The following is a 25,719-nucleotide window of genomic DNA, read 5'->3' as shown; positions in this document are numbered from 1 at the left end:
CATAAAAAATGCAAATAATGCGACGATGAAAAATTTTGAAAAATTTACTAATTTCGAAAATGACCTGTTGCGTTGACGCAACATTTTTGCTTGCCGCCTATTGTCACTCCCTGACAAATGGCGACTCGCCCTGCCACTCCCGACCCGAGTGCAATTTAGCCTTGACACCCGGCAAAAATAGCCAATATTTCGACAACGTTGTCTAATCGTACGCCTTAATTTTTTTCTCGATTCCGGATAGCGACCCTCCGCAACTGATAAACGCTTTCGGTTTCGGATATTTGCGCCTCTCACTCCGGGGCGCGCTTTTTTAAAAACATCAATGCCGGCGCGCGGGCTGACTGTCGAACGGCATGACTCTCAGGGATATACAATGAAACCGACCCCTTCCATCGCCGCCAGACTGGCGAGAGCCACTTCGGTCACCGCACTCATAGTGGCCCTGGCCCTGCCTGTCGCGGCTGCCGCCACCGACACGCAGCCCTGGCAAAACACGTCCCTGAGCGCCGATCAGCGCGCGGCACTCCTGGAAAAGGCATTGACACCGGATGAGCGCCTCAGCCTCGTTCACGGCCCAATGGCCATGATCTTTTTCCCCGGCATGAAGTTGCCCAAGGGCGCGATCGGCTCGGCTGGCTTCATTCCGGGCATTCCGCGTTTAGGTATTCCCGCGCAACAGGAGAGCGATGCCTCCCTGGGCGTGACCAATCCGGGCAATGTGCGTCCGGGCGATACCGCCACTGCCCTGCCGTCAAGCCTCCTGCTGGCGGCAACCTTCAATCCCGATCTTGCCTTCAAAGGTGGCGTGGTTGTCGGCCAGGAAGCCCGCTCGCGCGGCATCAATGTGCAACTCGCTGGTGGCGTCAATCTGGCCCGCGATCCCCGCGGCGGACGGAATTTCGAATACGCCGGTGAAGACCCCTTGCTGGCCGGCACCATTGCCGGGGCGGCGATCAAGGGCATAGAGAGTCAGCATGTCATCTCGACAATGAAGCACTTCGCCATCAACGACCAGGAAACCGGACGTAACTTTGCCAACAGTATTATTTCCGAATCGGCCATGCGTGAATCGGACCTACTGGCCTTCCAGATCGCCCTTGAAACCGGCCAGCCGGGCTCGGTCATGTGCTCGTACAATCTGGTCAACGGCGCCTATGCCTGTGGCAACGATCACCTATTGAATACGGTCCTGAAGGGCGACTGGGGCTATAAGGGGTATGTGATGTCCGACTGGGGCGCCGTGAAATCGACCGACTTCGCGGTCAAGGGCCTCGACCAGCAGTCTGGCGAACAACTGGACAAGCAGGTCTGGTTCGGCGCCCCCCTGAAGGCCGCCATAGATAATGGCTCGATCCCCGCCGCCCGACTGTCGGATATGTCCCGCCGCATTCTGCGCTCTATGTTCGCCGCGGGTCTTTTCGATTCGCCTGCGCCGGTGACCGTCGACCGGGCTGCAAACGCCGAGGTGTCGCGTCAGGCGGCGGCCGAGGGCATTGTGCTGCTAAAGAACGAAGGCAACCTGCTGCCTCTGGCCGCCACAGCGAAAAACATTCTGATTGTCGGGGGTCACGCCGATGCGGGCGTCCTGTCCGGTGGCGGCTCTTCCCAGGTAACTTCTGACGTCAATCAGGTCGCTATCCCCGTGGGCGGCGAAGGCATGATGGCGGCCTTCAATCGCATGAACTTTCACACTTCATCGCCTGTGAAGGCTTTGAAGGACCGCCTGCCGAACGCCAATATCCGCTTCGACACCGGACGCTACCCTGCTGAAGCCGCTCGCAAGGCCAAGGAGGCCGACCTAGTCATCGTCTTCGGCAACCAGTGGATGGCGGAAGGCGACGATGCCGCCGACCTGAGCCTGCCAGATGGCCAGGACGCGCTGATCGCCACGCTGGCCGAGGCCAATCCACACACCATCGTGGTCCTGCAAACCGGTGGCGCCGTCACGATGCCCTGGCTTGGCAAAACACCGGCGGTCATCGAGGCTTGGTATTCCGGTCAAAAGGGCGGCGAAGCCATCGCCGATGTGCTGACCGGCGCAGTAAACCCTTCCGGCCACCTGCCGGTCACATTCCCGCAGTCGATTGATCAATATCCCCGCGCCACGATGCCGGGCCTCGGTCTGCCGGACGGCCAGGTGTTCGATGTCCACTACGATGAAGGCTCGGACATCGGTTATCGCCGGTTCGCCAAGTTGAACCAGAAAGCCCTGTTTCCCTTCGGCCATGGCCTTTCCTATACCCAATTCGCCTATTCGGATGTGAAGGTGACTGGCGGCAAGACCTTGTCGGTCAGTTTTAAGGTTACCAACACGGGCGCGGTCGCGGGCAAGGATGCGCCGCAGGTGTATCTGGATCAGGCCCCGGGCGGTGCAGTCAAGCGCTTGATCGGCTTCTCTAAGGTGAGCCTCGCCCCTGGCGAAAGCACGACTGTAACGGTTACCGCCGACCAGCGCCTGCTGTCCCGGTTCGATGAGAAAACCGGCCAGTGGCTTCAGGCCGGCGGGCAGTATAATGTATCGGTGGCGCATGACGCTGAAGATGCTGGCGTGACAGGTTCCGCCACGCTCGTCGCGGGCATTCGCAAACCTTAGCCAATGAAAACCATTTACTCTGAATACGAACGTATTAAGTCTCGGGGGTGACTTCCGAACCCCCTCCTAGGCCTATGAAAAACCTGACCATCGTTGATATCGCGCGCGAAGCGGAAGTGTCCATCAAAAGCGTTTCGCGCGTCCTCAATCACGAATATGGCGTGAGTCCCGCGACGCGCGCCCGTGTTCAGGCCATCATCGATGCGCGCGGCTTCAAGCCGAACGCGGCCGCGCGCTCCTTGCCCGGCTCCCGGAGCTATCTGGTCGGGCTAATGATCTACAATGACGAAATCCACTATTATTACAGCGCCCTGCAAACCGGTGTAATGCGTGCCGCGCGCCGGCACGGCTACCACATGATCATGGAACCGATGCGCGGATACGAGCAGGAGGATCGGCCTGCCGTTCTCAAGCGCCTCAGTACCTCGCGATTCGACGCGATGATCGTGCCACCGCCGATGTGCGATGATCCGGCTATTCTGGACATGCTGGACGAACTCACCATTCCGTACGTCCGGATTGCCCCCCGGACGCAATTGGAGAGATCGTCCTATGTATTCATGAACGACAGCCAGGCCGCGTATGAAGCCATCGATCATCTCTGGCAACTGGGCCATCGGGATATCCTCTATGTCGGTTTCCGTGAAACCGGTGCGAGCGAAGACCGATACGAGGGCTATACACGGTATTTCCGTGACAAGAGTCTGGTCCCGCCCTACCCCTTGATGGAGGTGGCGATCGCCAGCGCCAAAGGCGCGATCGCCACCGGGGAGGCCATCATGTCAGCCAGGTCCAGACCAACCGCCATCTTTGCCGGGAACGACATGATCGCCTTCGGTATGATGACCGCAGCCGCCAAGTACGGCCTCACCATACCCGGCGACATCTCAATTGTTGGCTTCGACGACAGTCCCGGTGCGGAAACGGTCTGGCCGCCGCTCACCACCATTCGCCAACCGATCACGGATATGGGGGAGAGCGCAACGGACTTGGTAGTCAAAGGACTCGGCGGCGACCTGGCCGTCAAGACCAAGGAAGTCCAGAGGCTGGACTTCAGCCTTGTTATTCGCGGAACGACGGCCGCACTCAAATAAACTTCGCCGCCGCGCCTTTATTTATTATTATAATAGGCCGATAAAAAACATTTATAAGTATAAAACAAAGTATTCGCAATATTAAATCAGCATATTTTGTTGACACAAAATCAATTTGATTATTAAGTCCCTGGCAAAAGCAGAACAGGGATTGTAAACCACATGTTGGCCGTCGTTGGTCTCGCCGCTATTGTGGCGCTCCTCCTCATGGTGATGACGCAACGCGTGTCATCCCTCGCAGCGCTGGTCATCATAGCGATAGGCGTCGCGCTGGCCTGCGGCCATGGCCTTGGGAGCGGCAAGCTGATACTGGCTGGCATAGAGAAGATCGCTCCTGTCGCGGGCATGTTTATTTTTGCCATCCTCTTCTTCGGCATTATGAGTGATGCGGGCCTGCTGGACCCGCTCATCCGTCGAGTCATTGGCATCGCGGGCAATAAGCCAACGCGCATCACGATCGGCACTGCCGCCCTCGCCCTGCTTATTCATCTCGACGGCTCGGGCGCGGTCTGCTTCCTCATAACCATCCCGACCATGCTGCCACTCTATGACGCCTTGCGGATGGACCGGCGCGTGCTGGCGTGCTGCGCCTCACTCGCGGCGGGAGTGAACTTTCTGCCCTGGACCGGCCCCACCATACGGGCTTCAGCGGCACTGGGGCTTCCGGTCCACGACATCTTCACGCCCATGATCGGTGTTCAGGTCGTGGGGCTGGTTTTTGTTTTCGCCACAGCCTGGTGGCTCGGCAAGCGTGAGGCGCATCGGCTTGGACTGAATATGGCAGAGGCTGACATGGCCTTTGCCCCGCAATTGCCGCCTGGCGACCCGCTTGTCCGCCGCCCGCATCTCTTTTGGGTCAACCTGACCCTGACCTTGATTGTTATGGCCGTGATGATCAGCGGCCTGGTTGAACCTGTCGTCGTTTTCATGGCCGGTGTGGTGCTTGCGCTCCTGATCAATTATCCCAACGCCAACGATCAACGGGTACGGATTGAGGCACATGCGCGCGCCGCATTGCTGATGGCGGGCGTCCTGTTCGCCGCCGGCGCCTTTACGGGCGTCATGACTGGCACCGGGGTGATCAAAGCGCTGGCGACGGAAGCTGTCGCGCTGGTGCCAACTGGCGCGGGATCGCACATCCCGTTTGGGCTTGGCCTCGTATCGATGCCTCTCAGTCTGATGTTCGATCCGGATTCGTTTTATTTCGGGATTCTGCCGGTTGTCGCCGAGGTTGCAAAACCGTTCGGTGTTCAGCCAATCCAGGTCGCTCAGGCGGCCCTGCTTGGGCAAATGACAACCGGTTTCCCGGTAAGCCCGCTGACCCCGGCCACCTTCCTGGTCGCTGGTCTCAGCGGCATTGACCTGGGCGCTCATCAACGTTTCACCATTCCCTGGCTGTTCGCCGCATCTCTGCTGATGACGTTCGCGGCCGTGCTTTTTGGATTATTCCCGATATGAGTTCCCTGCGTATTGGCAGTGGCGCCGGCTTCTCCGGCGATCGCATAGATCCGGCCATTGAACTGGCGGAACACGGCGATCTTGACTATCTCGTGTTTGAATGCCTGGCCGAGCGTACCATCGCGCTGGCACAAATCGCGCGCCGCAATGATCCCAAGGCCGGTTTTGACCCATATCTTGTCGAACGGATGGAAGCTGTTCTGACCCCGTGCAGCGAGCGTGGCGTTCGCATCATCTCGAATATGGGCGCTGCCAATCCGCTGACTGCTGCCGATGCGGTGATAGAGGTTGCCCGCCGCCTGGGCATCAAGGGCCTGAAGGTCGCCGCCGTCACCGGTGACGACGTCCTCGAACAGTTGGACTTAGACGCCGCCCTGCTCGATCAGCCTGGTCAGGTTCGCGATCTGCGCGCATCACTTGTTTCAGCCAATGCTTATATGGGGTCGGACGGAATTGTCGCAGCGCTGGCGGCCGGCGCAGATGTTGTTCTGACGGGCCGGGTTGGCGATCCGGCACTATTCGTGGCCCCGATGATCCACCATTTTGGCTGGGCCGCAGATGATTGGGACCGCCTGGCCCACGGGACCGTCATCGGTCATCTTCTGGAATGCGCCGGACAAATTACGGGCGGCTATTTTGCTGATCCCGGCGTCAAGGATGTGCCGGATCTGGCGCGGCTGGGCTTTCCCATTGCGGAGATCGAGTCTGACGGTTCGGCCATAATCACGAAGGTGGCCAACTCCGGCGGGCTCATAACGACCGCAACCTGCAAGGAGCAGTTGCTCTACGAAATTCTGGACCCGGCCGCCTATCTTCAGGCCGATGCCATCACGGACATCCGCAACGTGGCGTTTGAGCCGCTCGCGCCAAACCGTATCCAGGTGACCGGTGCCCGCGGGCGCCCACGCCCGGACAGCCTTAAGGTGACTTTGGGTTATCTCGACGGTTTTATCGGCGAAGGCCAGATGTCATATGCCGGCCCCGGCGCCGTGGCGCGCGGACGACTGGCTTTAAATATTCTGCGCCATCGTCTTGGCGACCGGTACGACGATCTCCAGTTCGACCTTATCGGCGTGGATGCCACAAGGGTCGCCGCCCGGCCTGCCCCGGCATCAGACCCTTTCGAGGTTCGCATCCGGGTAGCCGGCCGACACGCCGAGGCGGATCAGGCGGCCCGGATCGGCCGTGAGGTAGAGGCCCTTTATACGAATGGGCCATCCGGTGGCGGAGGCGCCGTGTCCTCCGTTAAACCGGTCATGGCCGTTGCCTCAACCCTGATTAATCGCCAACGGGTCATCTCCGCCGTACATTTGAAGGTTTCGTAGATGAAGTTGCGTGACATGGCCCACATTCGTACCGGGGACAAGGGCGATACCTCACAGATATCGGTTATTGCCTATCTGCCAGAATATTACGGCGTGCTTCAGACCCACCTCACGACCGACCGGGTCCGCGCCTTCTATTCGGGCCTGCCGTGCCGGCATGTCGAGCGACATGAGCTGCCAGCGCTTGGCGCATTCATATTTACGCTGGAGGGCGCCTTGAAGGGCGGGGTCACGCGGTCTCTGGCCCTCGACCCGCATGGCAAAACACTTGGCGCCCTGCTGCTGGACCTTGACGTGCCAGAGGAGGGCTGACTGTGAAAAGATACTTACGTACCACCGCCGCCTTGGGATTGTTGCTTTTCGCAAGCACCACACATGCGCATGTCACGCGCGTGGTCATTGACAGCCGGACACCACTCGACGCCAAGGGTGGACCAAACCATGATATTGACTACGAGATCCTGAACGGTCATTTCGAGGGCGCCCTGAGACCGGATGACCTGCATAACCGGATCATTACGGACCTGTCGTACGCCCCGCGTGATGATCAGGGCAATGTGGTGTACGGCGCCAATTTCACACTGATCAAACCCGTCGACATGTCGCGTTCAACCGGCGTTCTTTACGACATGGTCCCCAACCGCGGAAATGGCGAAGCCCTTGTGCCGGACCCTTTCGGGCATGTGCATGTGATTGTGGGATGGCAGGGCGATATCGCGCCAAGGCCCGGCCTTTATACGGCCCAGGTTCCTGTGGCCCGGCGAGCCGGTGGCGCGCCGTTGACGGGGCCGGTGTTCGTGCGATTTGTCGATATGAAGGCGAACATTGACACCCTTCCGCTCATGGGTGGTCTCGGGGTTGGCGTATCCCGTCCTTTGCCGCTTTCGCTGAAGACGCGCGCGGCGCGGCTGTTTTCGCAGGCCTCGGATACAAGCCCCCAAATCAACATCCCATCCTCGGACTGGGCGTTCGCGGATTGCGCCAGGACCCCTTTTCCGGGGGTGCCTGATCCGACGAAAATATGCCTCAGGCACGGATTCGACAGCCGGCTGAGTTACGGCCTCACCTATACGGGTAAAGACCCGCTGGTTCTAGGCATCGGTTTTGCCACCACGCGGGATTTTGCCAGCTTCCTGCGCTATGACAAAAGCGCGGACAATCCGTTGGCGGGCCAGATCAGGTGGGCCATTACCACGGGCACCTCACAATCCGGAAACTATGTCCGCTCGTTCATTCATCTTGGCTTCAACGCCGACGAAGAGGGGCGGATCGTGTTCGACGGCGCCAATCCGAATATCGCCGCGCGCCTGGCGCCCCTGAATTTCCGGTTCGCCGTTCCGGGCGGCGCGGCCAACCTCTATGAACTGGGCAGCGAAGGCGTGCTGTGGTGGGGGCGTTACGCGGATAAAGCCCGAAATTTAAAAGCTGCCAGCTTACTGGACCGCTGTACTGAGAGCCATACCTGTCCCAAGATCATCGAGACCTTTGGCGCGGCCGAAATATGGAACCTGCGGATGTCGCCCGATCTGGTCGGCACGGATGCGAAGGCGGACATCCCCTTGCCCGATACGGTCAGGCGTTATTACTTTCCCGGCGTCACTCATGGCGGCGCACCGGAAAGTCAAAACGCCGGGTTCATAACGGCAGCCCAGCATAATCCCGTTATCGCCTGTACCCTGGTCGATAACCCCAACCCGTCATTACCACTGTGGCGGGCAGCGGTAGCCAATCTCGTCGACTGGGTGAAAGATGGCGTCGAACCTCCGCCAAGCGCCTACCCGACTCTGGCGCAGGGCGATCTGGTCGCACCAACAGCCACCGCCATGGGCATGCCCGAACTGCCGGGCGGCGTGAAGCCGGATGGCCTTGTGAACCGGTTCGTGCAGCAGGATGCCGGCAGGGGTTTCATTGCGGCTGACCTTAGCGGCGTTCCCTCTCGCTTGCCGCCCAGGCAGGTCGCGATCCTGCCCACCCTGGTGCCGCGCGTGGATGACGACGGCAATGAAATCTCAGGCATCCGAAGCGTTCAGATGCGGGTTCCGCTTGGCACCTATACGGGCTGGAATGCCCATGCCTCGGGTTATGACAAGGGCAAGTACTGCCTGTTCCTGGGCGGCTTTATTCCTTTCGCCCGCACGAAGGCGGAGCGCATCGCCAGTAACGACCCGCGTGCGTCACTAGAGGAACGTTATGGTACACATGCCGCTTTTGTCGACCAGGTCAGGTCTGCCGCCGCAGATCTTGTCGGTCAGCGCCGCTTGCTCCCCACTGACGCGCAGGCCATTGTGATAGCGGCAGAAACCAGCGAGGTGCTGAAGTGAAGATCCTTCTGGGCGCATTTGCGATCGGGATGGCGGCCCTCACCCACAAGGCCCATGCGACGCCTTGCGCGGATCTGACGGCAAGGCCGCCCGCGGGGATGACGATCACCGCCAGTGAAGCCACCTTACCGGCGTCACCGCCTGTCTGTCGGCTACAGGGGCAGATTTCGCCCGTCCAAGGGTCTCGGATCGGGTTTGAACTGTGGCTGCCGCTAAGCGGCTGGAACGGCAAGTTCCAGATGGTGGGCAATGGGGGCTACAGTTCGGCACTGGATACGCGTGCCATGACGACGCTGATCAATAACGGCTACGCCGTTGCCGCAACGGACACCGGACATACGGGGGATGATCCCGATTTTGTGGTCGGCCATCCCGAGGCGCTGGCCGACTGGGGGCATCGCGCCGTCCACGAGACGGCGATGGCCGCAAAGGCGCTTATCGCCCGCTATTACGGACAGGCGCCTCGCCACAGCTATTTCTCGGGCTGTTCCACCGGAGGCCAGCAGGCCTTGATGGAGGCCCAACGCTACCCCGGCGACTTCGATGGGATTATCGCGGGCGATCCGGGCAGCAACCGCACCCGCCTAAACCTGGGGTTTTTGTGGCTTTATCGCGTGAGCCACCGTGCCGATGGCAGTCTGATCTTTCCGCCGTCAAAACTTCCAATGCTCAATAAAGCCGTTTTAGATGCCTGTGCAGGCAAGGACGGCGGCCTGCCAGGCGACCGCTTCCTCACCGCACCGGCCCAGTGCGGTTTCAAGCCGAAGCAAATCCAGTGCAAACGCGGTGTTTCGGACGAAAGCCACTGCCTCACTAAGGCCGAAGTCCGGGTTGCTGAACAGATTTACAGGGGTGCGAGACATCCGCGTACCGGTGCTCAACTTTATTATGGCTGGGTAAAAGGGAGCGAATGGGGCTGGCCGGTCTATTGGGCCAACCCCGTCAAGCCAAGCGAGCCCGCTCGACTGAACTTCTGGCGGTACTGGGTTTTCAACGATCCTACCTGGACCGCTGACCGATTTGATTTCGATCGAGATATCGTGCGTATGGACCAGTCGAGAGGTCCGATAGACGCCATTGATCCGGATTTATCCGCCTTCGCCGCTGCCGGCGGCAAGCTGATTCAATTTCACGGGCTCGCCGATCCGGTTGTTCCCCCTGATGAATCGACCGGTTATTATAACCAGATAAAAACACGAGCCGGTGATCCTTCTGCTTTCTTCAGGCTATTCATGGTGCCGGGCCTTGGACACTGCCAGGGCGGTCCAGGTCTGACGTCTGTCGCTGCACAGGATGCCCTGGAGCAATGGGTGGAGAACGGGGCAGCGCCGGTCAGCCTTCCAGGCGTCCGTTTCAGATCGATGAACCGCGCCGACGGCATCTCCTTCACGCGACCCGTATGTGCATATCCGGCCACAGCGGTTTATGACGGCAAGGGCGATCCTTCGACAGCCGCAAGCTTTACTTGCCGGGTGCCGAAACCGAACGATTAAGCGATCTTTTTTGGAAGGGCGCTATAGCCAAGTTCTTCTTCGGAATTGAATGCCTTTGGTAGAGCCGCACCCAGCAAGGCCATATACAGGGCATCTGCCGTGGTGCGCAGACGCACGCCAGGGCGCTTAATAATGACGATCTTACGGGTCATACCCTCGCCGGTCACGGCGCGGGCAAGGACGTCCGGATAGATATTGATCTCTGCCGCCGAGGACGGCAGCAGGGTAACCCCCAGGCCGGCGCGAACCATGCTGACGGCTGTCGCCATATAGGTCGCTTCACAGGCCGGTTTGAGCGACAGGCCACTGGCGGCAAAGGCCTCGTCCACCATGCGACGCACGCTTGTCTCACGATCCATCATGACCAAGGGATGAGCGGCGACATCCGCAAGGGTCACCGTGTCTTGCAAAGCCAGCGGGTGGCCCGTCGGCATCACCAGCATCAGCCGATCCTGACAGAGATCGATATATTCGAGATCGCCCTCACGTTCGCCTTCCACGCCGATACCGAAATCAACTTCTTCGGCGCGGACCATGCCTGCGATTTTCTTGCCTACCGCATCGCGCAGAATGAAGGATAATCCCGGATTGACGGTCTTGAAGTCCACAAACAGCGACGCAAGAGGGCCGGTACAAAAGCTCGGCAAAGCGGCAATACGGACAATGCCCTGTTCGGCGTCAGTAAATTCGGTGACATCGGCGATTGCGGCGTCGAAGTCGCGGATCATGCGCTGGAAGACGGGATAGAGTTCGCGGCCTTCACGGGTCAGTTGGAGGACGCGTGCGCCCCGATCGATTAGCCGGACGCCGACCTGCTCCTCAAGTTGACGCACCCGGACGGTCAGGGCGGGCTGTGAGAGCGAGATCAATTCGGCGGCACGAGTAAAGCTGCCGGCGCCGACTACGGCAAGAAACGCCCTGATTTGCCGCAGGTTGACATCCATCATGCACCATTATCCCGGACCCGAAGGATTACGAACAGTCGTAATCTTCCTTTCCGCGCGAGCCTATCATGTTTTTTCACAGTCAGGTCCGAAAAAGCAATGAAAGGATCAAGGTTCGAAAGACCGATCTGCAAAATCGTCTGGTCGTCGATGTGGATGTTCCGGCCGGTATCTTCCTGGCTCGCAGTGGTCTATCGGCTCAAGGTCGAAACCCTCACCAGAGCAGGCAGCACAGACTGGACACGCACACCGCAGCCAGGTTGAGAACCATGACATTGCCTATTTTAATACGTTAGCTGGCCATGGCGCGACGCACCAATGTCCACTTTGGCCGCAAAGACGCTACAAATTTGGCAATGATTTGAGTGTTGATACACTTAAATCAAAGCGGTCTTGGATGTATTACATATAGAATGTAATTTCATACATGATAATTATGGTCTACGGCTTACCGAGATATAAAGACTACGGGGCTCGGAGGAACAACGTGATGCGCCTGCCCACCCTTTTTGCGGTTGCGGCCGCAGCCCTTTTGACCTTGGGCGCCTTGGCGTGGACGCCATCGGCTAAAGCCACACCGGCGGGACAGACCCTCCGGACACGCGCCAATTTCAATGAAGGCTGGCGTTTCGAACTCGGCAAGGTCGATGGCGCCGAGCGCGCCGACTTCGACGATTCTTCGTGGGAAAGCGTCGGCCTCCCACACAGTTTCAGCATCCCTTATTTCCGGGCGCCAAGCTTCTACACAGGCGACGGCTGGTACCGAAAGACCTTCACCCTGCCGTCTGGGCCAACCGGCCGACGCTACTCGCTTGAATTTGAAGGCGCGTTTCAGGATGCGCGCGTTTATGTCAATGGCGTGGAACTGGCGCATCACCGTGGCGGTTACACCGGTTTTCCCGTCGATATCACCCCGGCGGTGCGGCCGGGGCGCAATATCGTCGCGGTTAAGGTCAATAACGACTGGAGCGCAACCCTGGCGCCGCGTGCAGGCGAGCATGTCTTCAGTGGCGGCCTTTACCGCGATGTCTGGCTGGTCTCGACAGATGCGGTACATGTGCCCTGGACCGGCACGCGCGTGACAACACCGGACCTTTCAGCCGCCGCCGGCAAGGTCAAGGTCGAGACCGAAGTCAGCAACAGCGACGCGGCTTCAGCCTATGTCGACATTAAGACGCGCATTGTGGATGATAAGGGCTCTGTGGTCGCGGTCATGCCCGAAGCTCATGTGCGTCTGGCCCCGGGCGAGACGAAGATCGTCAGTCAGATGTCGGCGCCTGTCAAAAGGCCGCGCCTTTGGTCCCCCGACACGCCTGTCCTTTATCATGCCGTGACGCTCCTGAGCGTCAAGGGCAGGGAGCGCGACAGGTTTGAAACCGAGTTCGGCTTTCGCTGGTTCAAATGGACGGCGGAACAGGGCTTCTTCCTGAACGGCGAACACCTCTATTTCCGCGGCGCGAACGCCCATCAGGACCAGGCGGGCTGGGGCGACGCCGTGACCAATGGGGCCATTGAACGCGACGTCCAGATATTGAAAGATGCGGGGTTCGACTTCATCCGCGGTTCGCATTACCCCCACGATCCGCATTTTGCCGAGAGTACAGACAAGCTCGGCATGCTCTTCTTATCGGAAGCGCCTTTCTGGGGCACGGCAGGGTTCAGCAATCCCTGGGGTGCTTCGGCCTATCCGACCGATCCTGCCGAATTCGCAGCCTTCGACACCAATGTCAAACAGCAGTTGACCGAGATGATCCGCATAAATCGCAACCATCCTTCGATCATTGCCTGGGGCATGGACAATGAGGTGTTCTTCACCGCTAAAGACACGCTTCCGCAAGCCCGGCGGCTGTTGAAGGAGATGGTCGCTCTGACGCACGAACTTGACCCGACGCGGCCCGCCTCGATCGACGGGGCGCAGCGCGGCGATATCGACAAGCTTGGCGATATCGCCGGTTATAATGGCGACGGCGCCAGCCTGTTTCCCGACCCCGGCATTCCGAACTTCGTCGCCGAGTACGGATCGATGATGACGGAACGCCCGGGGGTCTATGAGCCCGGCTGGGATGACCTGCCCAATACGCCGGGCGCGGACAAGACAAAGGAAGGTTCGTGGCGGCTGCCGTGGCGCTCGGGTGAGGTGATCTGGGCAGGGTTCGATCATGGCTCCATCGCCGGAAAGAAGTTTGGCGGCATGGGGCTGATCGATTATTTCCGCCTGCCCAAACGGCAATACTACTGGTATCGCAACGCCTATGCGCACATACCGCCGCCCGTCTGGCCGGTCGAAGGGACACCAGCGGCCCTGCGCATCACGACCAGTTCGCCAGTGATCCGCAGGGCTGATGGCACGGACGATGTGCAGGTCATTGTCAGCGTGGTCGACGCTCAGGGACGCCGCCTCAGCAACAGCCCCGCCGTCCGACTGGCCATCGAGTCGGGACCTGGCGAACTGCCGACCGGACGCAGCATCGACTTTACGCCTGACTCGGATATTCTGATCCGCGATGGCGAAGCGGCGATCACCATGCGCAGTTGGCAGGCCGGAATCACGCGGCTGCGCGCCACCTCACCCGGCTTGAAGGACGGCGTGGCCACGGTCCGCACCCTGAACGGGCCGCCCTTTATCCCCGGTGTGACGCCGCTCGCGGCGGATCGGCCCTACACGCCTTACGCACCTCCAGTCCACGCGCGGCCGGGCGACAGCGTTTTCGGTCTGAGCAACCCGACCTTCGCGAGCTCAAGTGCGCCTGGCCACAGTTCGCGGCTGGTCAATGACGGGAGTCCGGGCACCTGGTGGGCTCCGGCCTCCGATGACACGCAGATGAGCGTAACTCTCGACATGGAGCGCGTGGTCGACGTCCATGCCCTGACCTTGACCTTTCCCAAGGCTGGTCCGTACGGTTTCGTCGCCGAAATCCAGGATATGCAGGGTAACTGGGAAAAGCTGGTGGAGCAGATTCAGGGTCAGGATACGTCCGCTGTTCGCACCGTTGAGACTGAGGTGCACGAAGGCCGTCTGATTCGTGTTCAACTGCGAGTGCCACCAGGCTATCCAGCCGGACTGGCGGAGCTTCAGATAAGGGGCGAATTGCGCACTAATTGATGGTGCTCCTTGGATAGGACGCCTTGACCAAAATCGCCTTTTTCAGTGGGATGAGAGCTGGCGCCGGGAAGACTCTCATCTTCGAGATTGCAGAACGTGAGCTATTGAAACCAGGGCATCGTTGAAGCGCAGTCGCTCACCACAATCGCAACACTTAAGGACAACCAGAATCTTCTCATTGCGGACATGGAATGAAGACGAATAAGGTTGAAAGCCGACCAAATTGATAAGGTCACTAAAACTCATATCCTCTACAAAGGCAGGCCCGTCTTTCGCACGACCGTCTATCTAGGACAGCAAAGACCGATAAAGTATCTTGCCAAGGTCATCCCTAAACTGAAGCTCAAGGCGGTCCGAAGCCTTTGTCAGAATGCCAAAGCCCGGACTCGAAGCACAAAATTGCGTCCCGTTCACCATACGGACAGGGCGCGCCTCGCAGCCTGCGCCCGCGCATATGCAGTGCAGTCCGTCAGATATGATATGTTGCAGGTCATGATCGTGCCCCGCCAGATAGGCCGAAACGCCATGCTCTTTGAACATCGGCAGCAGGGTTCTGATCAGGTCCGGCGTGTCCCCGTGCAGGCTTCCGCCCGAAAAGATCGGATGGTGTCCCGCCACAAGCTTGTGCCGCGCACCGGAGCTGGCCAGCTCGCGTTCAAGCCAGGCCAGTTGCGCGCTGGCGTCCTGGCTGCGCAGATTGACCGCCATCCGGCCATTCCCCTCGAAGTTTTCGGCGATCAGCGCATTGGTGTCTATGACGAACAGATCAGTATCCGGTACGCCAAGCTGGCTGGAGCCGATCTTGAAATAGCGCGCCGGCATGCACCAGCGGTCGCTATGCTGCGTGTAATCGACCTGAGCCTGCGGCACGCCGCCATAATCATGATTGCCGAGTGCGACAAACCACGGCAGCGATTTGAGGTTCGGGCCGCAATAGATGTCTTCGAACGACGTCCGCCATTTGACGTCATCGACCGACTGGACGCCATCCTCGTAGAAGTTGTCGCCTACAGATATAACGCCCGCGCAGTCCATTTTCCCGGCAACACTGTCCATCTGGCGCGCGACATCGCGCTGGTAGGGCGCGCTGTCGCGGCCCCAATCACCCACAATGATAATAGATCGAGAGGATGCCGGGCCGGCATAGGCTTCGAGCGTCCTGCCCATGGCCATCACCGAAGCGCCAGCTATCACCTGCCTGCGGTTATGCGTCATGCTAAGAACTCCGAATGATTTACTGCCGCTGAAAACCAGAGAGGTTTATTCCCGCCAGCAAGCAGTGGCGACTCGAAGAATTATGAATAGCCCTTAGAAACATAGATTTCATGACAGAGCGCCGGTTCAGCTATCGGCAAGCAAGTGTTGCAGCACACGCCTTTCCAGCACGTTCAGCGCCCCGATATCGTTGGCGCGCATGACAAGGCCATTGGCCAGTGGTAGTGAGGCTTCGTGCACGGCACCAATCAGGCGCAGGAACTCGGCCCGCCCCTGCCCGCTCGTACCATGCAAAGCACAAAGCTGGCGCCAGTCCTGAACGAAACTCTCCAGCAAGAGGCTGAACCGCTGGGCGCGTGTTCTGGCTTCAGGTGTATCGATCGCAACTGTCAGTTCTGCTCGCAGATCGTCGACCAGCCACTGCACCTCGGCCGCGGGCATGACAGGTGCGCGTTCATTGGTTTCGGTCAGCAATTGCGAATTGGCCAAAGGATTAAAGGCCAGGGTGCGCCACTGGTTACGCGGCGGTATTGGACCGGTCGCAAATTGCCAGAAAGCCGCTGTTCCGGTGGTATCGGCAACCAAATGAATGCGCGCCTCGCCGGATCCGTTTTCGACATGATGCCGGCGCCAGTTGTCGAATATCCAGGCTTCCCCGGCCGCCATATGCACCGCTTGTCCATCACAATGGAAACGTACGGCTTCATTCGTAAAAACAGGAATATGCACCCGCACCCGCGTGTGCCAGTGATAATTGGTGTCTGCGTGCTCGGGCACACCTGCGCCTGGGGCCAGGCGCATCAGGCGTGATCGGCTCCATACCACGCCGAAGCCGGCCAGGACTTGACGGACATAGGGCATAGCCTTCAACCATGGCGTAGGCAACATTTGGCCGTGGACGGAATCCGTCTCGGCCCCTTTGGCGCTGATCAGGCGTGCTGCACTGTTGCCAGGCAGGCTGTCTGGATGCGAAACCCAGGCCTCGGTTGGCAAGGCGGCGACCTCGGCCTGCAGGCGCGTCACGTCGAAAAGCACTGGAAGGTGAAAGAAGGGTTGCGACAACTTCATATCAAAGCCTGTAGGTGTTCAGAGCGCCCCCCAGAGCCTCTTTCAGGGGCTCCAGCCACGGCGCGAAGTTTTGCCATTGATCGAGTCCCTCACGGTTGATTGGCCGGCGCACCTGCTCGGAACTGGGGGTGCGCACGCTGCGCCGTGTCTCGTGGAAGGCCAGGCAAGCCGGTTCGAAAGGCAGGCCGCAATGCCTCATCATTCGCTGCACGCTGCCTTCGATATCACCAACCACATCCTCATAATGCACGCGCAACACCCGGCCCGGCAGCACCTTGTCCCAATGGCGCATCAGGTCGAGATAGGCGCGATAGTGGCGGCCCATATGGAGAGGATCGTAGGAAAATTCCTGGTTTATGGTTCCGAACAATTGCTTGAGATTGCTAAAACCGCAGCCCATGGGTTCGCGCCGGATATCGATGATGGTGGCGTGTGGCAGGATCAGATGGATCAGGCCGATGTGCCAGAAATTGTTAGGCATCTTGTCGATGAAGAACGGCCTGCTCAGCCGCCGGAAGGTGCGGGTCTCGGCAAGGAAACGCTCGCCCAGCGCGCGCGCCGCGTCCGGGGACAGGTGCCGCAGGGCCTCGATATCCAGCGGCAGGCCGCATTCCGGGTCCTGGCCGCACAGCTCGGCGGCATAGCGTCCGATCAGGGTCAGTTCCTGCGTGCCCTCGACCTGCGAATGGGAGGCCAGGATCTGTTCGATCAGGGTAGAGCCGGAACGCGGCAACCCGAGGACGAAGATCGGGGCCGGATCTGCCAGCCCCCAGCCGGCGCGTTCGGCGAAAAATTCAGCGGTGAAGACGGATTTAAGCCGGGCGAGAGCGGCCTCCGCCACTTCCGGGCGATAGCGGGCGGTTTGACGACGCACCGCATTGCCCTTGGCATAATAGGCCCACGAGCCCGCAAATTCGGCCCGGTCCTCCAGCGCCTTGCCCAGGGCGAAACATAGGTAGACGCGATCCATGTCCTGAAGAGTGGTCGCGGATTCCGCCGCCCTCATGCGTACGATGTCGTCGTCGCTGAAGCGCCAGGTTTTCAGATTGGCAAGTCCAAACCAGGCGGCGCCGTGGCTGGGCAGGGCCTCCAGCGCGGCGCGATAGTCGGCGATGGCCTCCGCCTGGTTGCCGGTGATCTTCAGGGCGGCCGCCCGCCACAGCCGCAAATCGGCGATTTCGGCGGCGGATAGCGCCTCCCCGGCCAGCAGCCGGTCATAGATGGCGATCAAAGGTTCGTAGTCGCCAAGGCCGATACAGGCGGCGGCATATTGCTTGAGATAATCGCGGTTGTCCGGATCGTAGGCGAGCAGGTGCCCGGCCTGTTGCCGCGCAGGCAGGTGCTTCTGTTGCTGCAACAGCACCATGGCGTAATCCAGCCGCGCCTCATGATAATCCGGCGCGTTGGCGAGCACCGCTTCCAGCAGAGTCTCGGCCTCTTCCGTCGCGCCGCTTTCCTGGCGGATTCGCGCCAGCAGGTGCAGCGCACCGACATTTCCGCCCGCCCGGCGCAGGTAGTCACGGATGACCCGCTCCGCCGGGCCAAGGTCGCCATCGGCCAGCAGGCTGTTGGCCATCACCACTTCCCTGGGCAACTGCTTCAGAGTGCTGAGATGTCGTGCCGCCATGGTCGCCTGGGCGGTATCGCCTGCACGTCTGCTGAGCTGTTCCAGCATGTCCCAGCTTGCCGGCAGGGTCGGATTCAGGCGTACCGCCGCGTGCAGCGCGGCCAAGGCCGCAGGCGCATCTCCAAGCCCGATATGGCAATGTGCACGCTCCTGGTAAAGGCGACTGAAACGGGGATATGCCGCCTCCAGCCGCGCCAGAACGGCCAGGGCCGCGGGCAGGCGCCCGCTGACGCGCAGGTGACGAGCCTGCTGCAACAAGGCGTCGCGGTCTTTTAAATCGGCGTCGATATCCGTAATGGTCATCGCGCCACTCCTGCCAAAGAACAGGACAGCAGGAATGGCTCCAGCCAATCCGGCTCCGGCTGGTCGGCGTCGTAATATTCGAAGATCAGGTGAATGCGGTCGCTATCGCCGCCATTGCGCACCCAGTGCGGGCCGAGATTATCGACCTCCACCGCCTCGCCTGCCGGTAACCTGCGTTCGGCGCCGCCGAAAAAGGACACCACGCCGGGGTTTGTCGTCAGGGGAACGTGTATCTTGTGCGGCCACTTCGCCGCCGGACCGGCGTCGATATGCGGATGGATTATTCCACCGGCCGACATTCTGGCCAGCATTACCCGCGGAAATACGCCACGCGCATAGCCATAATTACTAACCGCCTGTGCAAGCACTGGCTCCAACAGGTTGCGCCACTGCGCCCAGGCCGGCAGATCGTGTGATCCGCGCCAGTCACGGGTGTCATCGATAAAACGAAAGACGATATGACGCGTCGTATCCAGAACGTCGAACCGGTTCGGCTTGGCGGCATTTTCCACCTCCCAGACATCTTCCGGAATGGCCAGTACGGCCGCTTTCAGGGTGGAGATATCAACGGGACCGAGGGGGCGGACACCACCGGTCTTGCGCGGATTGGCAGCGGGCCTGGCGGTCATCGCAAGCCCTCGAAGCTGTAGCCAAACAGGTCAATATCCTGGGCATAGCGCGCGGCCACGCCGTCAATCAGGGCCTGGTCGTAGTAGCGGCGATAATCATCGCGCTTTGTGCCGTTGACACGGTCCAGCGGGCGCGACGGAATGCCGATCCGCGCACAGAGGGAATCGTACGAGCCTTGCATGTCTTCGACACGGCCGATGCTGTCCGTCAGCAGGGTCTGACCATCCTCGCTTACCAATAGTGACGCCTGCGGCTGGAACAGGATGTGCCTTTCCGGAGGATCGCGGAACAGAAAATGATGCATGGCCTCGCGCGGCCAGTTCTGGAAATCGTCACCACCGCGCAGCATGAAGGCGCAATACGAGACGAAGCGATCGAAGGGGTTACGCACGAAGGCGAATTTGAAATAGCCATTGAAGGCACCTTCGCCGATATAGGGCCGCACCTGCTGGAGCGACAGATGGCCATGCTGGATCGCCGCCAGCTCTTGCCACGGGAAGCGCTTGTTCACGAACAGCCCCACCTGCTCGACATCCTCGTCGCTCATGTGCTCCCGCAACGCCTGACGTACAGCATGTGTACCGGTTTTCGGGACAGCGGCGAAGATAAAGCGATGGCGATGAGAAACGATCATGTCTTTTACGGGAAAAGCGCTCCTACCGAAAAGACGGTAGGAGCGCGCAGCCTTCAGGTCAGATTATCAGAATTTATAGCTGAGCCCGACCATGTAGGTCGTGCCGCTTTGGTTCTGATTATAGAGGTACTCGTTTTGCCCCCAGAACTGCGTATCCTTCTGATTGGTCAGATTAACCGCATCCAGGGTGAGTTGGAGGTTGGTGTTGACGTTCCAGAAGGCCGCGGCATCTATGTAGGTCGAGTCCTGGAAGCCCCGCGTGTCGGCGCTCATCACCGAAGCGTTGCGTCCGCTGAACCACTTGCTGCGGTGGCTCATGGATGCGCGCGCGCCCCAGGTCTTGGTTTCATAATAGAGCGTGGCGTTATAGCTGGTCTGCGATATGCCGGTGATCTCAGGCGGCGTATCGACATAGGTGTAGTTTGCCACCACGCCGAAGTTATCGAACGGGGCCGGCAGGAAGGATAGCTGGCTTTGCGCCGCAAGTTCCACACCGGTAATCTTCTTGGTGCCGGATACGTTGATCGGCATCGAGAACTCATCAATGAGGGTGTCGGCCGTTGCGCCCGGAACCGTGCCTGCCGGGATACCCGCCTGCGCGAAGGTGAGCGCATTACCATCTTCGACGGTATAGTCAGCCGAACTGATGAAATTGGTGATGTTTTTCTGGAACACACCTGCAGACAACAATCCCACCTTGCCGAAATAATATTCCACCGCCAGGTCGAGGGTGTTGTCCTTATAGGGCTTGAGGTCGGGATTGCCGCGAGATGCGCTGATCTTACCGCTATCCTCGTCTTTGAAAGCACTGCCCTTGGCGGCCATCGAACCCAGTCCCGGACGATTCAGGTTTTGCGTGGCGGAGAAGCGCAAAAGCACTTCCGGCGTCAGTTCCAGAACCGTATTCAGAGCCGGCAGGATACCGGAATAGCTGCCCTTCACGTCCGTCGTACCCAGATAGGCGTAACTGTCACCCTGAATCCAACCGGTCGAGTGGGTCTTGGTTTCATAGCTGCGCAGGCCGATATTACCACGGAAGCGCTTGCCCATAAGCTCGCTGTCCCAGTCCGCCTGCACGTAGCCGGAAACGGTTTCTTCCGAGGTTTCATAGACGTTCTCAATGTCCTGAATGACCCCACCCGTACCGTCGGGCTTCGCTTCCAGGCGATGGTATTCGTCGTACTTCTTGAACGCCTTATCATAGTCGCCGATCAGCCACGAACCGAATTCATTGGTGAATACCGAGGTGATGTCGGCAACGGAATCGCCACGCATCTCCCCGGTAGTACCGTTAACGCCACCGTCATAGAAATAGTCGGCGCCGCCTTGCGTGAACTTGTGGTAAGCCACGCCCCCCCGCAGGGTCCAGACGTCATTCAGCGTGTAACGCGCGTTCAGTACGCCGTCTTTCAACTCCGACTGATTGTGGAAAGCGCGGTAGTAGAAGTTATCCATCGCGTAGTTGGCGGGATCGGTCGCATCAAAGTTCGGATAAGAGAACGAGGCCGATTTGCCGTCGATGCCATAATCGGCGATCAGATTGCCCTTGGCGCGCATATACAGCTTATCATCATAGGGCGTTTCGTAGGTCGACTTCTCGTAACCGACGTGACCGTCAATCAGCAGGCGATCGGAGACATCCCACTTCAGGGTCAGGGCTGCCTGATTGAAGCGGTTTTCGTTCAGTTCGCGGCGATGTTCGCTGCCGAAGGTGACATTGCTGACATCGGTCATAGTGACATAACCGCTGTTGTCGACCCTGAAATCGTTCAGCACCGAACCATTCTGGAATTGCGCCGGCCAGGGCGCCCCCTTGGCGCCATCGAGGGTGGTGGAGCCGAAGCCGTTCAGCGGTCGCGTGGCGAGGTGCAGTTCATCACGGTGGGTCGTGACCTCGCCATGCAGCATGTCAAGCGTCAGCTCCATATTGTCGGTCGGCTTCCACTGGAAGGCCGCCGTCACGCCCAGACGCTCCAGCTTGGCATCCCAAGAGGAAATGCGGTTACCATCGGCGAAATAGAGGTCGCCCGCCAGAAAGCGGGTCTGCTGCGCGGCGCTCAGATGGGAGATGTCCAGACCTTTGGCAATCAGATTGTAGGCATCGCCTTGAGGATTGCCATTCCCATCCAGGGTTGTTGCACCCAGATGGCTGTAATTATAGGTATTGTGGCCCTGTTCGGTGGTCTCACGCTTGGTATAGGCAACCGAGATCAAAGCGCCGAACTTGTTGTCCCAGTTATAGCTGAACAGGCCGGCGACGCGCGGCTGCGCATCCTTGGTATATTGATTTGTCCCCAACTTCGCCACGATCGCGGCCTTGGGGCCGGGGCCATAGTCGAAAGGCTTACCCGTGAACAGGCCGACCGTGCCGGCCATGCCGCCTTCGTTCTGGGACGCCTGGAAGGTCTTTTCCACCTCGACCTTGGAGAAGAGTTCCGAGGCAAAAATGTTGAAATCGAACGCCCGGTCGCGGGTGCGCTGGCCACGGCTGTCCTGGGCGGAGTCGACATTGCCCAGCACTTCCATGCCGTTGAGCTGCACGCGGCTGAAATCGGGACCGAGGCCGCGCAAAGATATGCGGCGGCCTTCGCCGGCTTCACGGGTAATCTGCACGCCCGGCAGGCGCTGCAGGGATTCGGCCAGGTTCAGTTCCGGAAATTTCGCCATGTCTTCGGCGACAATCACGTCCTTCTGGATATCCGACTTTTTCTTCAGATCACGCGCCGCCCCCAGCGACTTGCGGAAGCCCGTGACGACGACTTCGGTCGGTGCGTCCACCGCGGACGCCTCGGTCGCAACGACGTCTTGGGCGCAGGCCAGCGCGGGAACCAGGGCGCAGAGCGCGCTGAGACCAACGCTCATGAGAATGCGGTTACGGAAATCAGTGGCGCGCCGGGAGGGCAACGACAGTTGGGAAAGCATGCGATATCTCCAATCGTGTCCAATAGGCCTGAAATGCGATGCTTCCTTTCGCAGTTTCATGACAGGTCGCCCCCGTCACGCGGACGCAGCTTGCCAGCTCTTGCCCATGCCATGAAGACGCAAAAGATCGCGTCCTCCGACACAGGTCGGAAGTTTCGGAAGCAAGTCTCGCCCAGACCATAATTGTTAATGCGAAGCCATAACTAGATGTCTCAAAATAAATCTGGAGTAAACCAGTTTTATAAGACTGTAATAATTTTATTTAAATATTGAAATAAATACATAAATATGTCACAAAATATATGTATAAAGATAAATCTGCGCTCTTCATAATTTTGATTGACGCAATATTTCCCATTGAATATTTAGAATAATTTTCAGGACGCCTCGGTTATGACCACAAGTTGTCCAAGTCACTGATGGCGTGACGGTCGCACACGGCGAAAACCGTGTGACAACGCCAGTTCAGCATCGTCAAGTCTTTTATTTTAAAAGGAAAAGTTTCTGGTGCCGCTTAGGTGACTCGAACACCTGACCCCCTCATTACGAATTTTAAAAGTATGACTTTTAATGAGTTTCATTGTCTTTGAAAATGATAGAATAAACAATTGCAATCAATGAGTTACAATTTGAAGGCATTGGAGGTCGTTAGACCGCGTTTGAACTAAACGCCCTACTAATGCCCTACTAATTTCAAAATTGCGGTATTTTTTGACCCACATCTGCGAGCGCATCAGTATGGCGTGGGATGATACCACTGCTTCCTGCTGGTGCTGGCCCTGTACAGCCCCAAGAGCCACCGTATCACCATGCTGCGCTCACAGGCCGAGGCCCTGGACGACCGCCTTAAGCCGATCTGGCCCAGCGACAGCAAACTGCACCGCCAAGCCTTCGACCGCCTACGCCGCGCCTATGTCGAGGCCAGATACTCCGCCGAGTACACCGTCAGCGACGAGGAACTGGCCTGGCTCACCGAACGGGTAAAGCTACTGCAAGAGATCGTCGCCGCCGTCTGCCAGGACCGCCTAAATTCGGCGCACCTCTCGGATTAGCATTTAAATACAAAGAGATAACGGTTTCGCACCTCAACATCTGCGCCGCGCAACTCTCGTTTCAAGTGCGCAAACCCTTATTCCGTAAGGGTTACAGAACCTAAAAACACCCCAGCACCTCTCGCCCTTTTATCCTGCCTCGCTCCCAAGGCAGGATTCCGCCCCTCCGCATGTCCGACATTGGGCTAAAATAGCCCATCCTGCCCAGCAAGATTGAGAGGGTTTTGGCACGTATTTCAGGCAATTTTCGGAGCCGCACCATCCGGGTAATTAGGCAAACAAAATCAACAAGTTACATCCTATTAACTCCCGATTTTTGCGCTAACTCCTAAAAAACGATGTGCAGACAAACACTTACGGCAAACGAGAGTTGACGTTTATCTTGCCTTCACTGCGTTCTCACTTTGATCTCGTGATCTCGTGATATATGCGATCTGTGACGATGCCTACTGTCCGGTTTCTTCGTATTCCCACATCATATAATCGGACATGGCCTTTCCGAAGTTTTGCCACGTAGAATAGGGGCCGCTCATTCCAATTAAACGCGCCAGCGTGTTCGTTAAATTTTCCGCATTTAACTGATCTAACACTAAGACATATTTTTCAGCAAAAACTATTGATTGGTCGGTAAGAACATAATCCCTGTTGGGGTATTTTGATTGCGCCCAAGGCAGATTGCACACCCCGATTTGGAAAAGATCTGCGCCATCCTTTCCTTGTTCCCCTATCTCAACATGGAACCAGATACACTCTGGTAGCGACCTTGAGAAGTTTCTGCCGTTCCAGTCGGTGGAGGAGATATCTTTAATAACCGGGTTAATCATGGCACCCAAACATCAATATGAACATTAACGGTGTATGGTCCGCTGGCAGTTGGACGCGCTTCTAAATTTCCTACTCTACCATGAGGACCCGCGTAAGTTTTTTGCACAGGCAAACGATAGACGCGTAGACCATCAGCGCTTACGAAGCCTTTCCCTCCGGCAATTTCGGTCGCATTGGGACCTACAAAACTCATGCCGAGATGGTTCGCGTACTCTATTGAATAAGCTCCCGGGAGACCAGTGTTGCCTGTAAGCTTGCCAGAAAGTGCTTCGCGAATGATACCCATATTTTGGGTATCAACTTCCTCTCGGGTTGGCACATGCGCATCGCCCGGAATCGACACTAAGGCTGCACCGATTGCACCCCAAATTGTTGTTGGAGGCAGAGGACGCGCGGGTTCTTCGTCAAGTGGTGGACCACCATTGTGGCCGATACCAGGTGAGCTGCCAGGATTGGCCTGTGTGCTATTGCCAGGTGCGGCGATTTTGGGGTGGTCATTGTCCCAACCAAAATCACTGGTACATCCAACCCCTTCACCACAAAAATTGGACCCAGGCACCATACCTGTGGAATCACTTCGATTGATTGGATCGCCGCCGACATAAGCATACAAATCCAGATCTGCCGTGCTCCCCACTGGATCCGTTTGGAGGAACCGTCCGAAGTTAGGGTCATAGACGCGCGCTTTGTAGTAATAGAGTTTAGCATCGGGCAAAATCATCTGCCCCGTGTAACGGAAACGATTGCCGCTCCAGTCTTCTACATTCGTATCGTTTCGCGGCTCGCCATAAGGCCCGTACTTGTAAAGCCGAGCCACAGTGCCGGTGCTGTCAGCCTGTGCGATGATGCTGCCCTGGTAGTTGGCATAGAGATAGAGGGCATTGCTTGCATCTGTCGACGCACCCGCGAACTGCACCCACGGCTGATCCGTGCCTAGGGTGTGCATATAACGCCTTAGCATATTGCCGGCGGAATCATATTCTCCGATCAGATTGGTGCCGTCGTAGAGGAAAGTCCTTTGCGAGCCATTGTAGGTGTACCGGTAGAGACGGCCCTCAGGGTCGTATTCCATATTCAGACCGGCCAAGGTGCCTGAGCCCGTCAGCAGGCGG

At 58.6% G+C, this 25,719-nt stretch carries 17 protein-coding genes and 1 pseudogene; 9 read left to right on the top strand and 9 right to left on the bottom strand.

Translation table 11 applies throughout. The annotated features are described in order from the left end of the window. Positions 1 to 373: 373 nt before the first annotated feature. From BLO49_RS17090 to BLO49_RS17060, 7 genes are all read left to right on the top strand, one after another. Complete coding sequence (locus BLO49_RS17090) at positions 374 to 2,593, top strand: beta-glucosidase (protein WP_090650723.1); 2,220 nt, start codon at positions 374 to 376, stop codon at positions 2,591 to 2,593. A gap of 74 nt (positions 2,594 to 2,667) precedes the next feature. Beyond that, entirely contained in the window at positions 2,668 to 3,687 is a 1,020-nt protein-coding gene (locus BLO49_RS17085; RefSeq protein ID WP_090650722.1) for a LacI family DNA-binding transcriptional regulator, read from the top strand. Positions 3,688 to 3,849: 162 nt separating this feature from the next. Then, positions 3,850 to 5,145, top strand: coding sequence for a CitMHS family transporter (locus BLO49_RS17080; RefSeq protein WP_090650720.1), 1,296 nt, complete (start codon positions 3,850 to 3,852; stop codon positions 5,143 to 5,145). Continuing rightward, a complete protein-coding gene (locus BLO49_RS17075; RefSeq protein WP_090650719.1) occupies positions 5,142 to 6,470 on the top strand; it encodes an acyclic terpene utilization AtuA family protein in 1,329 nt (442 codons plus the stop codon). Before BLO49_RS17080 ends, BLO49_RS17075 begins: the two co-directional genes overlap by 4 nt. After that, complete coding sequence (locus tag BLO49_RS17070) at positions 6,471 to 6,782, top strand: AtuA-related protein (protein WP_090650717.1); 312 nt, start codon at positions 6,471 to 6,473, stop codon at positions 6,780 to 6,782. Positions 6,783 to 6,784: 2 nt separating this feature from the next. Then, a complete protein-coding gene (locus BLO49_RS17065) occupies positions 6,785 to 8,791 on the top strand; it encodes an alpha/beta hydrolase domain-containing protein (protein WP_139159728.1) in 2,007 nt (668 codons plus the stop codon). Continuing rightward, positions 8,788 to 10,284 carry a DUF6351 family protein gene (locus BLO49_RS17060; protein WP_090650714.1) on the top strand — a complete coding sequence of 499 codons (1,497 nt, stop codon included), beginning with the start codon at positions 8,788 to 8,790 and terminating at the stop codon, positions 10,282 to 10,284. The genes BLO49_RS17065 and BLO49_RS17060 overlap by 4 nt, the downstream gene beginning before the upstream one ends. Here BLO49_RS17060 and BLO49_RS17055 read toward each other — a convergent pair. After that, complete coding sequence (locus tag BLO49_RS17055; protein ID WP_090650713.1) at positions 10,281 to 11,231, bottom strand: LysR family transcriptional regulator; 951 nt, start codon at positions 11,229 to 11,231, stop codon at positions 10,281 to 10,283. The genes BLO49_RS17060 and BLO49_RS17055 overlap by 4 nt on opposite strands. Positions 11,232 to 11,718: 487 nt before the next feature. On the opposite strand from BLO49_RS17055, the gene BLO49_RS17050 reads away from it, so the two are divergent. Next, positions 11,719 to 14,331: a glycoside hydrolase family 2 protein gene (locus BLO49_RS17050; RefSeq protein WP_090650711.1), complete on the top strand. Its 2,613-nt coding sequence runs from the start codon at positions 11,719 to 11,721 to the stop codon at positions 14,329 to 14,331. A 288-nt stretch (positions 14,332 to 14,619) separates the two neighbouring features. Here BLO49_RS17050 and BLO49_RS17045 read toward each other — a convergent pair whose 3' ends face one another. The 6 genes from BLO49_RS17045 to BLO49_RS17020 form a co-directional block, all read right to left on the bottom strand. Continuing rightward, on the bottom strand, positions 14,620 to 15,546 hold the full coding sequence (locus tag BLO49_RS17045; protein WP_090650709.1) for a purple acid phosphatase family protein: 927 nt from the start codon (positions 15,544 to 15,546) through the stop codon (positions 14,620 to 14,622). Between the two features lie 126 nt (positions 15,547 to 15,672). Further along, positions 15,673 to 16,614 carry an aspartyl/asparaginyl beta-hydroxylase domain-containing protein gene (locus BLO49_RS17040; RefSeq protein ID WP_090650708.1) on the bottom strand — a complete coding sequence of 314 codons (942 nt, stop codon included), beginning with the start codon at positions 16,612 to 16,614 and terminating at the stop codon, positions 15,673 to 15,675. A 1-nt stretch (position 16,615) separates the two neighbouring features. Beyond that, a complete protein-coding gene (locus BLO49_RS17035) occupies positions 16,616 to 18,544 on the bottom strand; it encodes a tetratricopeptide repeat-containing sulfotransferase family protein (RefSeq protein ID WP_090650706.1) in 1,929 nt (642 codons plus the stop codon). Beyond that, entirely contained in the window at positions 18,541 to 19,173 is a 633-nt protein-coding gene (locus tag BLO49_RS17030; RefSeq protein ID WP_090650704.1) for an aspartyl/asparaginyl beta-hydroxylase domain-containing protein, read from the bottom strand. The genes BLO49_RS17035 and BLO49_RS17030 overlap by 4 nt, the downstream gene beginning before the upstream one ends. Further along, complete coding sequence (locus tag BLO49_RS17025; protein WP_090650703.1) at positions 19,170 to 19,808, bottom strand: sulfotransferase family 2 domain-containing protein; 639 nt, start codon at positions 19,806 to 19,808, stop codon at positions 19,170 to 19,172. Before BLO49_RS17025 ends, BLO49_RS17030 begins: the two co-directional genes overlap by 4 nt. Positions 19,809 to 19,874: 66 nt before the next feature. After that, the gene (locus BLO49_RS17020) at positions 19,875 to 22,730 is read right to left on the bottom strand and encodes a TonB-dependent receptor (protein ID WP_245679083.1); all 2,856 of its coding nucleotides are present in this window, start codon (positions 22,728 to 22,730) and stop codon (positions 19,875 to 19,877) included. 752 nt (positions 22,731 to 23,482) lie between these two features. On the opposite strand from BLO49_RS17020, the pseudogene BLO49_RS17015 reads away from it, so the two are divergent. Next, positions 23,483 to 23,782 (top strand): annotated as a pseudogene (locus BLO49_RS17015) (HEPN domain-containing protein); the annotation flags it as partial. Positions 23,783 to 24,228: 446 nt separating this feature from the next. Here the strand turns inward: BLO49_RS17015 and BLO49_RS17010 are convergent. Both BLO49_RS17010 and BLO49_RS17005 read right to left on the bottom strand, forming a co-directional pair. After that, positions 24,229 to 24,606 (bottom strand): Imm8 family immunity protein, encoded by a 378-nt coding sequence (locus BLO49_RS17010; protein ID WP_139159727.1) that lies wholly within the window; start codon positions 24,604 to 24,606, stop codon positions 24,229 to 24,231. Next, the coding region (locus tag BLO49_RS17005; protein ID WP_170828386.1) for an RHS repeat-associated core domain-containing protein at positions 24,603 to 25,719 on the bottom strand (1,117 nt) is incomplete at its 5' end. The genes BLO49_RS17005 and BLO49_RS17010, both read right to left, overlap by 4 nt.

Source organism: Asticcacaulis taihuensis (assembly GCF_900100255.1).
Taxonomy (GTDB): domain Bacteria; phylum Pseudomonadota; class Alphaproteobacteria; order Caulobacterales; family Caulobacteraceae; genus Asticcacaulis; species Asticcacaulis taihuensis.
Note: the sequence above shows the minus strand (reverse complement) of the source record. Positions and strands in the feature narration are given on the sequence as shown.